Annotated in this window: 13 protein-coding genes and 1 tRNA gene; 6 read left to right on the top strand and 8 right to left on the bottom strand. The window is 70.6% G+C overall.

Annotated features, from left to right (window positions below):
• From FOE67_RS08770 to FOE67_RS08755, 4 genes are all read right to left on the bottom strand, one after another.
• Positions 1-360 (bottom strand): DUF2637 domain-containing protein (locus FOE67_RS08770; protein WP_182662207.1); only part of this gene is annotated, 360 nt, incomplete at its 3' end.
• A gap of 48 nt (positions 361-408) precedes the next feature.
• Positions 409-1,767 (bottom strand): FtsK/SpoIIIE domain-containing protein, encoded by a 1,359-nt coding sequence (locus FOE67_RS08765; protein ID WP_182662205.1) that lies wholly within the window; start codon positions 1,765-1,767, stop codon positions 409-411.
• Between the two features lie 3 nt (positions 1,768-1,770).
• A complete protein-coding gene (locus FOE67_RS08760; RefSeq protein WP_182662202.1) occupies positions 1,771-2,121 on the bottom strand; it encodes an SCO3933 family regulatory protein in 351 nt (116 codons plus the stop codon).
• Positions 2,122-2,303: 182 nt separating this feature from the next.
• Complete coding sequence (locus FOE67_RS08755; RefSeq protein WP_182662200.1) at positions 2,304-3,092, bottom strand: GntR family transcriptional regulator; 789 nt, start codon at positions 3,090-3,092, stop codon at positions 2,304-2,306.
• Positions 3,093-3,204: 112 nt separating this feature from the next.
• Between FOE67_RS08755 and FOE67_RS08750 the strand changes: the two genes are divergently transcribed.
• From FOE67_RS08750 to FOE67_RS08730, 5 genes are read left to right on the top strand one after another with little or no spacing between them, the layout of a single operon-like run.
• Positions 3,205-3,612, top strand: coding sequence for an NUDIX hydrolase (locus FOE67_RS08750; RefSeq protein ID WP_182662209.1), 408 nt, complete (start codon positions 3,205-3,207; stop codon positions 3,610-3,612).
• Positions 3,613-3,657: 45 nt separating this feature from the next.
• Positions 3,658-4,071: an ATP-binding protein gene (locus FOE67_RS08745; protein WP_182662198.1), complete on the top strand. Its 414-nt coding sequence runs from the start codon at positions 3,658-3,660 to the stop codon at positions 4,069-4,071.
• A complete protein-coding gene (locus FOE67_RS08740; protein ID WP_182662196.1) occupies positions 4,065-4,427 on the top strand; it encodes a hypothetical protein in 363 nt (120 codons plus the stop codon). The genes FOE67_RS08745 and FOE67_RS08740 overlap by 7 nt, the downstream gene beginning before the upstream one ends.
• Positions 4,424-4,714: a hypothetical protein gene (locus FOE67_RS08735; RefSeq protein WP_182662194.1), complete on the top strand. Its 291-nt coding sequence runs from the start codon at positions 4,424-4,426 to the stop codon at positions 4,712-4,714. The genes FOE67_RS08740 and FOE67_RS08735 overlap by 4 nt, the downstream gene beginning before the upstream one ends.
• Positions 4,704-4,856 carry a hypothetical protein gene (locus FOE67_RS08730; RefSeq protein ID WP_182662192.1) on the top strand — a complete coding sequence of 51 codons (153 nt, stop codon included), beginning with the start codon at positions 4,704-4,706 and terminating at the stop codon, positions 4,854-4,856. The genes FOE67_RS08735 and FOE67_RS08730 overlap by 11 nt, the downstream gene beginning before the upstream one ends.
• A gap of 286 nt (positions 4,857-5,142) precedes the next feature.
• On the opposite strand, the gene FOE67_RS08725 is transcribed toward FOE67_RS08730, so the two are convergent.
• The 3 genes from FOE67_RS08725 to FOE67_RS08715 all read right to left on the bottom strand — a co-directional run bounded on the left by FOE67_RS08725 (position 5,143) and on the right by FOE67_RS08715 (position 7,136).
• Positions 5,143-5,652, bottom strand: a complete 510-nt coding sequence (locus FOE67_RS08725) for a hypothetical protein (RefSeq protein ID WP_182662190.1) — start codon at positions 5,650-5,652, stop codon at positions 5,143-5,145.
• Positions 5,653-6,119: 467 nt separating this feature from the next.
• Positions 6,120-6,207, bottom strand: a tRNA-Ser gene (locus tag FOE67_RS08720).
• A gap of 299 nt (positions 6,208-6,506) precedes the next feature.
• Entirely contained in the window at positions 6,507-7,136 is a 630-nt protein-coding gene (locus FOE67_RS08715) for a TetR/AcrR family transcriptional regulator (RefSeq protein ID WP_182662188.1), read from the bottom strand.
• Between the two features lie 85 nt (positions 7,137-7,221).
• Between FOE67_RS08715 and FOE67_RS08710 the strand changes: the two genes are divergently transcribed.
• Positions 7,222-7,842 (top strand): GNAT family N-acetyltransferase, encoded by a 621-nt coding sequence (locus FOE67_RS08710; RefSeq protein WP_182662186.1) that lies wholly within the window; start codon positions 7,222-7,224, stop codon positions 7,840-7,842.
• 111 nt (positions 7,843-7,953) lie between these two features.
• On the opposite strand, the gene FOE67_RS08705 is transcribed toward FOE67_RS08710, so the two are convergent.
• Positions 7,954-9,124 (bottom strand): S1C family serine protease (locus FOE67_RS08705; RefSeq protein WP_182662184.1); only part of this gene is annotated, 1,171 nt, incomplete at its 5' end.

The raw sequence follows: 9,124 nt of genomic DNA, 5'->3' as shown, positions 1-9,124 counted from the left end.
GGGCGCGTGGGCCAGGAGGGTGCCGCCGAGGAAGGCGACGGCGGGCCAGCCGGCGACGAGGATGCGCAGCCAGACGGGAACGTCGTCCAGGTCCAGGAGCCCGGCCGTGGCGATGTTGGCGCCCAGGGAGGCCGCGAGGGCGATGAGGAACCAGCACCATCCGGCCCCCCTGGCGGTGCCCGAGCGCAGTCGGTGCCAGGCGGCGACCAACAGCAGATCGACACTGATCGGGTAGGCCCACGCCTTCCAGCCGTCCTGTCCGGCGGCGGCCGCGAGGTCGTGGATGTGGGCGAAGGACAGCGCGGCGGCGATCACCGCTTGGATCAACACCGCGTCGATCCGGAGCCTGTGGGCGCGCACGGAGGAACGCTCCTTTCCGGGGGTCGGGGAAGGAAGGGCGAGTGCAGGTCAGTCCGTCGCCTTGGCGAGGGACACCGGAGCGGGGGAAGGAGCGACGAGGGGCCGGAAGGGGGCGAGGGCCGGGAGCTCCGGCACGAGGCCGGCGTTCTCCCGGCACCGGGCGGCGGCGTCGAGGGAGAGGTACGGCGTGCGGATGCGGGACCAGCCGCCGGAGGTGTCGCCGACCACGGCCAGCCCGGGCCGCTCGGGTGGGATCGAGCAGGCGGCGGCGACCGCTTCGGGGGCGATGTCGCCGAGCGCCATCTTGGCGGATGCCTCGTCGTTGACGCGGTGGCAGACCCGGCCGGTCAACTGCGCGCGGAGCATGGTGGCGCCCTTGCCGAGTTCGGCGCCGAACCTCTGCCCGCAGACCTCCAGGAAGATGCCGGCGGCGCGGCCGAGTTGGGCGAGGCGGATGAGATGGGTGACCATCTCATCCCGCCGTTCCTCGTCCTTGCGGGTGGCGGTGAGGAAGAGTTCGGCCACCTCGTCCACGAACAGCACGATGGGCACCGGGCGTTCGGCGGCGGGAAGCCCCCACACGTCCGAGGTGATGGTGTGTTCCGGGGCGTCGAACGGCAGGCCCTGTCGGGCGCGGATCAGGTCGTAGCGCTCCTCCATGATCCGCACCAGGACCGGCAGCAGTCGGGCCGCCTGTTCCGGGTCGGTGGCCAGCGCGGAGAGCCGGGACGCGAAGGGCGCCAGCTCCACACCCTGTTTGCAGTCGATGCCCAGCAGCGCGACGGGTTGCCCGGCCAGGCCGGCGACCAGGTGCCGCAGGTACATCGACTTCCCCGACAGGGTGGCGCCCAGGGTCAGTTGATGGGGAACGGCGCGGTAGTCCCGCAGCAGGGCGGTGCCGTCCTCCCGCAGCGCGACCGGGACCCGGAGGAAGGAGCCGCCGCAGCGACGCGGCATCCGCACATCGCGCAGCACGTCGAAGCCGACCAGGCGCAGTTCCACGCGGCCGGGGCGCAGCTCGGCGACGTGGACGGCGTGCACGCCCCAGGCGTGGCGCAGGCGTTCAACCGCAGCCGCCACGTCCGCCGATTCCTGCCCCGGTGCCAGCCGCAGCCGGACCCGCAGACCGGTGGGAGTGGGCCGCAACATCCCCCGGCGGGGCGGGACCGGCCGCACCTCCCGCCGGGTGGTGGCCAGGATGAGGCCGGCCCGCCAACGGGAGGGCGGGACGGTCAGCCCGCACGCCTCCATCACCGAGCCGTAGGAGGCCAGCAGGCGGAAGGTGGAGAACGGCAGGCCGACCAGGGCCCAGAACACCGAGGGATGCCGGCGACGCACCGGCCCCAGCAGCAGCGCGGGCACCGCGACCAGGAGCAGGAGCCCCAGCAAGGGTATCGGGTCGGTCATCGCTCAGGCCCCCATCGCGGCGGGGAAGGCGGCCGGGGTGACGGCGGCGGCCCGGAAGGCGATGCCGTGCCGCTCCCGGCCGTTGAACACCGACTCCCACGGCCGGGCGACCAGGCCGGGGAGGGCGACCGGGGAGCCGGGCACCAGCCCTTCCGAGACGCCGCTCTCCGGCACGGTGACGTGGAAGAGGGAGGACTCACCGTCCTCGATGTAGACGACGCCGACCTTCATCAGCGCCTCACCGCTGGTGGCGTCCTTGGCGATCTCGCCCGTCTGGCGGTCGCGAACCTTGGGAGTGGGGGCCTCAGTGAGCAGGATCGTCGCGGACGAGGTCTCGACACGGATGGAACGCACGGAACGTCTCCTCGGGAGAAGCGGCACCACCCCAACACCTAGTCGTCTAGACGAGATGCAACGGGGTGATGCCTTCGAACTGTTGGCGCGTTCCACTGTGCCACACCACTCCCCCACTCGTCTATACGAGTAGCTGTGCTGTGGTGTACGAGTCCGCCGGGGCGGACCGCCGGGGACTGCCCTCAGATGGCGGGGAGTTGGTAGGCCAGCACGTAGGCGTCGGCCGCCATCACGGTGTCGCAGACCTCCACCGCCCGGCCCTCGGTGTCGTAGGCGGTGCGGATCAGGTGGATCACCGGCACACCGGCGGCCAGGCGCAGCGTCTTCACCTCGGCCGGGGCGGGCATCCGGGCACGCACCTCTTCCTCGAAGCGCTCCAGGCGGTGTCCCAACTCCTCCAGCCGGGCGTAGATGCCGCCGGGACCGGGGTTGGGCTGGGCGATGGGGGTGTTGCGCGCCAGGTCCAACGGCAGGTAGGAGGAGGCGAACTCCACCGGCCGGCCATCGAGGAGGTAGCGGCGACGGCGGACCAGGACCTTGCGGGCCCCGCCCAGCCGCGCGGCGATGTCCTGACTCGGGCGCTCCTCGCGCACCTCCAGTTGATCGACCTCCGGGCGGCTCCCCGCGGCTTCGGCCTCCACGGTGAACGCGGACTTCCCCTGCTCGCGGTGGCGTCGGGCGAAGCGGTCGGAGGCCAGGCGCCGCACCGGGGGTCGGGGGCGGACGTAGACGCCCTTGCCGTGCTCGGCGTGGACCAGACCCTCACCCTGGAGGATGGAGATGGCGTTGCGCACGGTCATCCGGGAGACGCCGTAGTGCTCGACCAACTCCGCTTCCGAGGGCAGCTTGGCACCTTCGGTGAAACGGCCCTTGTCGATGGCTTCGCGCAGGTGATCGGCGATCTGTCGGAACACCGCTCGATCACTTGTCGGGTCCAGGGCGCCGAGCAGGGCGGACGGGGAAGAGGTCACGGGAACTCCTACGGATATCTAGACGAGAAGCCATATGGGATTGCTACGGTGGGCAGCCTAGCCACCGGAAGGGATTCCAAGCACCGTGAGCACCGTCGAGCGTCCCCATTCCGTGAGCGTCGCCGGGGTCATCATCGATGACGCCGGACGCGCCCTGCTGATCAAGCGGCGCGACAACGGTCACTGGGAGCCGCCCGGCGGCGTGGTCGAACCCGGCGAGACGATCACCGACGCACTCGTTCGCGAGGTGCTGGAGGAGACCGGCATCAAGATCTCCCCCGACGCCGCCCTCACGGGGGTCTACAAGAACATGGTCGGACTGATCGTCTCGATGGTCTTCCGGTGCGAGGCGATCGACGGCGTTCCGACCACCGGCGAGGAGACCCGGGCACTGCGCTGGGTCACCCGTGAAGAGGTGCGCGGGATGGCGGACGAGGCGTACGCGATCCGCGTGCTCGACGCCATGGATCACCACACCCCGCCTGCCGTGCGCGCCCACGACGGCGTGCGACTCGTCTAGCACTTCGTTTCGGTTCACACCGCCCACCAGCGCAAAGGAACTTGTATGCACGAGTATACGAGCAGAGTCCGCGTCTGGGAACTGACCTGCCCCGGACTTCTCGAAGAGGTCGGCCGCGCCCGCCGTTTCACCCGCGACGTATTGGCCGAGGACCCCCGACGCGACGACGCGGCGTTGATCGTCACGGAGTTGACCGCCAATGCCATCCGGCACACCGACAGTGCCCGGCTCGGGTTCCGGCTGGTCATCAGTCGCACAAAGGAATTGCTGACGGTCGCGGTCACCGACGCCGGCGGAACGGACCGCGTGCCCATGCCGTGTGAGGTGGGGGAGGAGGCGACCGGGGGTCGGGGGTTGGCGCTGGTGCAGGACTTCTCCCACCGCCTGCACATCCACCGGGGCCGGCTCGGCCACACCATCACCGCCGAACTCACCGCCACCGAGGCCGGATCGTGCTGAGACTTCCACGAGCAGAAGCACCACCGGGGACGGGCCACTACTGGTGCGAGGTCTCCGCCCACACCACCGGAGACCACCGCGAGCATCGGTTGGGCAGCTACCACGCCCCCACACCCCGTCTGGCGATGAAGTGGTTACACGGCCGCGCCGGACACATCGCCGACCAGCTCGACCCCGGCCCCCGAACCCCGGTCCACGCTTGGCTCAACGACACGACCGAGCACGAATACGCCTTGGCTACTTTGGCGGCCGGAGGGATCTACACCCACACCATCCGTGACGGCACCACCCGCTACCAACTCGCCGCACTCCCCACAGCCCGTCTGTTCATCCCCCGCACCCAAGTCACCCCATGAACTCGCCCAACGAAGACGAGACCGGGAACGATCGAGCGGCGGAGATCGAAGAGCATCACCGCTACAAGATCACCGCAGCCGTCAACGAAATCCTGCGCGCTTGTGAGGAGGTGGCCGACCACGGCACGCACGGCTTCTGGACCCCCACCAGCCCGGCCGCCTACCCCGACACCACCGAGCTGATCACAACCGCCCACCGGGACATCCTCGACCCCCTCACCCAGGCCATCACAGCAGCCCAAGCCACCATCCACGCCATCGAAGCCGAACAACGAGATGGCGCGTAACAACTTTCCCTACGTCATCAAGGCGGCTCGCTCCCGCTCGCCGCGCGCGGCCCGGCTCCCCGCCCGGGCCGCCGCTCCTGTCTCCGCCCCGCTCCGGCCCGGCGGTCGCCGACCGCGCACCAGCAGCGAACAGGCCGGTTGAGGTTCAAGAGGGCACCGTCGTGGCCGGGGCGGTCGGCTCCACGGCTTTAGCCACCTTCCCGGTCCGGGTCCCGCGTCGAACAAGACCAGGGGGCCACTCGTGCACATTGCGGGCAGGTCCAAAGCCTGCCCGAGTTGCCAACCAGCGTACGGCCCCCTGGCCATGCTCGACCCCGAACCGGGCAGGCCACCGGCCAAACCCGCTCCTCCGACCTCACGCGTCACGTCATCCCAGGGACGGCGCTCGCTCCACGGGGAACCGACAGGCTCGCTGGGCGAGGCGGCGGTCAGTTGTACTGTTCGCGGCACTGCTTGACTGCCTCGATGGCCTTTTCCAACTCGTAACTGGAAGGGCTGGACGATAGGACAATGTTACCTTTCATGTAAGGCGACAGGTCCGTCAATGCTGTACGCGCAGGCTTGAGGGCCTTCTGATACGCCCGTTCGACCCTTGCTTCCTTGATTTCGATAGCCTTCACATAGAGGGCGGGATCTGTGTAGCGCGTGCCGTTTTCTTCCCAGGTAAACACCGAGTCATCGATGCTATCGTAAATATTCCACTTCAGGCGCTTCTCTTCATTGACTGCGGCATACAGTGCTCGGATCGCCGCATCACAGAAGGTTCGGACTTCCAATCGTTCGGCTTCTACTCGCTTGGCAGTGGCAAGCTCCTGCCTGTGCTCACGGGCACGACGTTGGTCCTCTTCCAGGCTTCGCTTTTCGATGCGCTTCGCGAAGAGCGAAAAGAACCTTCCGACACCTGACGAAGCCACCTTGACAACGAACTGCTCCCACATTTTAAGATCCCCCTCGATCCTCAGCTTAGTGCCTTACCAACCAGTCGCCAATGTGTCGATTTTACAGAGATGTGGCCAGAGAGATTAGTTTGCTCAGTTGAGGCATTCACCCCTGAACCGCCCGTGGGCCGTGCGAGGTTGGCCAACGGTGACGGATGGCACCTGGGAACGACAAGAGTCCCACCGCGCGACCTGGGTTTTCGCGGATAATCTGCGGCACTGGAGCAGTTATGCCCACCCCTGGGGAACTTGCGACTTTTGATACAAATTTCCCGCAATTTCTCTTGCAGTGCCATCGCTTGCTGTCTCCCATCAGACTGCCGCACTCAGAGATGGGTGTGTCGATGGCCTGCCGTGCCCCTCGCGTGCCCCATCGGGCGGGGAACCACGGGGACGAGGGGGGATCGGCGGAGGGCCGGAACGGGGACGGCCCCGGACCGCAGGTGCAGGTCAGGGGCCGTACGGGGCGGAGGCTGTGGGATTTGAACCCACGGTGAGGGGTTACCTCACGACGGTTTTCAAGACCGTTCCCTTAGGCCGCTCGGGCAAGCCTCCCCGCGCCCGCCACCGGGGGCGGGGCGGCTACAGCCTACCGGCCGTGGTCGCCGGGAGGCGCCCGTGGTGCGCGCCGGCTCCGTCGACTCCGGAGTCGCCCCGACGCACCGGGGCCCGCCCGGTCGGGCGCCCCTCGTACTCCCGGGGGCGGACTCCCCCCTGTCGAAGGGGGTGCCGTCCCGTGCTCCCGGGCTCGGCGGCCCGGCGCCGGGCGGGGTCCCGGCCACCGGCGGACGCGACACCGGGGTGTCGCGTGCGGCGCACCCCGCCCACCGTCCGGGCCCGGGTACGGGTTCGGGTCAGGCGGGTCGGGACAGGCGGGCCGCCAGGCCCCGCACGCAGTCGTCCAGGGCCCGGTCCAGTTCCGACCGGTTCTCCGTGGCCGTCCACAGGTCGCTCAGGCCGGCGGCCAGGACCATGATCATGGTGGCGATCTCCCGCGCGGGGCGGGCGAGATCGAGGCCGATGGTGGTGGGGAGCTCCGAGATCAGGTCGGTGGCGGCGCTCACGTACCGCTCGTGCTCCCAACCGGGCAGGTCGGCCAGCGCGGGGTCGCGGCGGGCCAGGGCGATGAGTTCGTCGAGCATGGCGTGGTGCCCCGGGTCCTCGCGCACGCTGTCCAACTGCGCCTCCAGGACGCCGCGGAGCACGCCCTCCAGGTCGGTCGACCCGGCCGCGCGGCGCCAGGCGCGTTCGACCGAGCGATCGACCTCGCTCTGCACCACGGCGCGCAGCAGGGCCGTCTTGGTGCCGAAGCAGTAGTGGACCGAGCCGTGCGGAAGCCCGGCGCGTTCGGCGATGGCGCGCGTGGTGGCGGCGGCCACGCCCTGTTCGCGCATCACCTCCGCCGCCGCCGTCAGCAGTTGGGCGCGTCGTTGTGCGATGGGCCGGTGTTCGCGCACCGGGGAGGTCTCTCGCCTGCTCGCCATGGGAGTAGGCTAGCCGCGTCGCAGTTTTGGCCACACGGCCAAAACTGCGACGGTGACCGTGCGGCGTTCGGAGCGGAGGAGAGCCATGGTGCGGATCAGGCGGGCCGGCGAGGGGGACATCGCGGTGGCGAGCGCGGTCCTGGGCGAGGCGTTCGAGGACGACCCGCTCCTGTGCTCCCTCGTGCCGGGGAACTCGAACCGACGCGCGCGCCTGACCCGGCTCTTCGCCGCCCTGATGCGTCGGGGCGTCCTGCGCCACGGCGCGGTGGACCTCGCCGAACTCCCGAACCGGGGCGTCGTCGGGGTGGCGGTCTGGGAGGGACCGGGGCGAATCCCCGGAGAGGGGCGGGCCACCCTCCGCGAGTCCGGTGCCCTGCTGCGCGCCATGGGGCCCCGGGGGGTGGTGACCGTTCTTCCCCTGCTGCGGGGCATGGCCCGTCACCGGCCCCGGCGCGAGCACTGGTACCTGGACGAGCTCGGGGTCGCCGCGGCGGGGCGCGGGCGGGGCGTGGGCGGTGCCCTCCTGGCCCACGGGTTGGAGCGCGCCGATCGCGAGGGCCTGCCGTGCTATTTGGTCTCGTCCAACGAGCGCAACCGTCGCCTCTACCGGCGTCACGGTTTCGGGGACGGCCCGATCGTCGAGGGCTCGCGCGTAGCGGCCCCGATGGCGATGCTGCGCGAGCCGGTGGCCCCCGGAGCCGACTGACCGGCCCCGGGGGCCCCGGACGCACGCCGTCCCCGTGGCCGCCGGAGCGGGCACGGGGACGGGAACGTCATCCGGGACGACCGGGGACCGGCGGCCCGGCCCGGCCCGGGGTCAGTCCTGGTCGCCGACGCGGGAGTCGAGGGTGATCTCCACCGTCTCCTCGGAGCCGCCGCGCACGTAGGTCAGCTCGACCGTGTCACCGGGCTCGTAGGTCCAGATCTCACTGATCAGGGTGGGACCGCTGTCGATCACCCGGTCGCCGAAACGGACGATGGTGTCGCCCGGCTCCAGCCCGGCCTCGGCGGCGGGCCCGCCCGGCACGACGGCGGAGTCGGCGGGCGCGTCGGTGACGATCCGGGCGCCGTTGGTGCCGCTCTCGGTCATGTCGACGGAGATGCCGATGACCGCGTACACCGGGTCGCCGGTCTCGATCAGGTCCTGCGCCACGCGCCGGGCCTGGTTGACCGGGATGGCGAAGCCCAGGCCGATGCTGCCGGCGGTCTGTCCGAGGCCCCCGGAGGTGGACTGGATGGCGGAGTTGACGCCGATCACGGCGCCGTTGGAGTCCAGCAGCGGCCCGCCCGAGTTGCCGGGGTTGATGGAGGCGTCGGTCTGCAACGCGCTGAGGTAGGAGGCCCGGCCGCCCATGCCGTCGCTGGAGGCGACGGGACGGTTCTTGGCGCTGATGATGCCGGTGGTGACGGTGCCGGAGAGCCCGTAGGGGGCGCCGATGGCGACGGTGGTGTCGCCGACGATCACCTCGTCGGAGTCGCCCAGCGGCAGCGGGGTCAGGTCCCGGTCCTCGGCGCCGACCAGGCGCAGCACGGCGATGTCGTAGCCCTGCGCGCCGCCGACCAGCTCGGCCTCGTAGGTTTGGCCGTCGGAGAAGGTGGCGGTGAGGGAGCCGTTGCCGCCGGCGGTGGCGACGACGTGGTTGTTGGTCATGATGTGGCCCTCTTCGTCGTAGACGAAGCCGGTGCCGGTGCCGCCCTCGCGGTCGCCCTCGGCCTGGATGGTGACCACGCTGGGCAGCGCCGCCTCGGCGATGGCCGCGACCGAGTCGGGGGCGCGCTCCACCCGCTGGCTGGACTCGGTGACGGCGGGCGCGGTGCCGCGTCCCGAGGTGTCCCCGGCGTTGCGGTCGGCGATCAGGTAGCCCAGGCCGCCGCCGATGCCGCCGGCGAGGAGGGCGACGGCGAGGACGGCCGCGAGGAGGGCGCCGCGTCCCCGGCGCCGCGGGGGCGGGGGCGGCGCGGCGAAGGTGTTCCAGGTCTGTATAAGA

It is taken from the genome of Streptomyces calidiresistens (assembly GCF_014141525.1).
GTDB lineage: Bacteria > Actinomycetota > Actinomycetes > Streptomycetales > Streptomycetaceae > Streptomyces > Streptomyces calidiresistens.
This window is presented reverse-complemented; position numbering and strand designations above follow the sequence as displayed.